Source organism: bacterium (assembly GCA_040755795.1).
Classification (GTDB): domain Bacteria; phylum UBA9089; class CG2-30-40-21; order CG2-30-40-21; family SBAY01; genus JBFLXS01.
In genome coordinates this window covers 1-1,818 of record JBFLXS010000609.1, presented here as the reverse complement: position 1 = coordinate 1,818, position 1,818 = coordinate 1, and the positions used below count along the sequence as shown (strand labels likewise).

The 1,818-nt window shown below is 37.3% G+C and carries 1 protein-coding gene; it reads right to left on the bottom strand.

The features are described from left to right. Nucleotides 1-379 precede the first annotated feature (379 nt). Entirely contained in the window at nucleotides 380-1,546 is a 1,167-nt protein-coding gene (locus AB1414_20190) for a cation:proton antiporter (GenBank protein MEW6609734.1), read from the bottom strand. Nucleotides 1,547-1,818: the final 272 nt, after the last annotated feature.

Sequence of the window (1,818 nt, the reverse complement as noted above, 5' to 3'; positions counted from 1 at the left end):
ATAAATGGATTAATTTGGAAGTTTGAATTTTAGTCATTGCTTACCTCATCTTGTTGCCCAACTTGTGGGTAAGGATAAGCTTAATAAAGAGGGTGTAGAAGGTTGTTGTCTCTTATTCGTGTCCTTCGAACATCTGCCACCTGTGCGGTTAAATGTAAAATGGATAATGTCCAATGAGAAATGTCCAATGAAAATGTATAACTGAAAGGTAATGAGTCTTGCAAAGTCCTAAAATTTTCCATTTTTCATTTCCTATTTTACATTTTACATTTATTTTTCCTTTGCGTCTCTGCAATGAATTAGTCTAATCGCACAGGTGGGATTCTTTTATTCCCGAATCCCGCGTCCCGCGTCCCGAATCCCTTTATTTCTGCGTTCTTTATCGGGCTTTAATTATTAACCTGAGCAATAAAGGCGTGATGATGGTTGTTACTAATGAGATTAATATTAATGCCGAAAAGACTTCACTTCCTAACAACCCTATTTCTAAACCAATGGTAGAAACAACCAGGGCAAGTTCATTTCTGGGGATAAGTGCGGTGCCAATAATAAGGGAATCTTTAAAGTTAAACCTACCTATCTTTCCTCCAAGGAAACCACCGATAATTTGACTGACAATTAGTGCCACAAGAAGGATGCTGGCAAATATTCCTACATTTCCAATCCCTTTAAAATCAAACATCAGCCCCATATTCAAGAAGAAAAATGGGACAAAAAATCCATCGGCTATCCCTCTAACCTTATGAATAACAACCTCTGTTTTTAATCTTGGGATGATTGATATTCCTGCCCCAAACAAAAATGCACCAATTATTACACTCAATCCAAAGATATGCGTCAGGTATGCAAAGACAAAAAGCGTGCCAATAATAATTCCCAGCGTGGCTTCTTCGACAATCATCTTATCCGTTAATTTTGTAAGTAAAGGGAAAATGAATCTCCTCATTAGATAGACCACCGCGATAAAACCGACTAATTCAGTAATGGTTATTCCCATAGAAATATACCAGACCTTTTCTGTGTGGATAATTCCGGTAACTATCCCTAATGTGCCCATCGAGAGGAAATTATCTAAAACAGCGGCAAATAAAATAGTTGCTCCTACCATTGTCGCAATATATTTTACATCCATTAAGGTGCGAACACTTACGCCAATACTTGTCGAGGCTAACGCTGTCCCGAGTAATAACGCCACTTTTACCGAACTAAAAAAAATATAGCCAATAAAAAATCCAGCTAAAAAAGGAAACATCGCCCCGAAAATTGATACCGGGAAAATCCTTTTTATAGATACAGTAACCTTTTTGAAATCTACACGGGTGAACCCAATAGAAAATAACAAAAATACTGCCCCTATCTCACCTAAAAGTTTAATTATAGATGCGGAAAAACTCTTATCATTAAGAATAATTAGACCCAGAACAGGCCCCAGAATTATGCCTAAGGTGATTTCCCCAAAGATAGAAGGAAGTTTTATCCGCTCAAATAATTCACCTAAAATCTTGACTAATATCAGAATTAGCCCTAACTCAAGAAATATAGTCATTATTCTCCTCAAAATAAGGAAGTAGAGAGTAGAGAGTAGAGAGTAAAGAAAACATCACTTCTCACGCTTATCTCCCTATCTCCCACCTTCTATCTTCTATCCGCGAATATCCGCATCATCAGCGTGCTATTATTTTTCATCGTCATTTGTGAGTCGCAGATTCATGAGCGTTTCCCCTGAAAATAGCGAATTAGTGAATTAGAGATTAGCGAATTAGTATAGTATCCACAGACTCGTATCCTCTGGTTTAGAACACATATTCCCCCTTAATA

Coding starts and splice junctions, on each gene's coding strand:
- AB1414_20190 (MEW6609734.1), bottom strand. CDS start 1,546: ATGACTATATTTCTTGAGTTAGGGCTAATTCTGATATTAGTCAAGATT.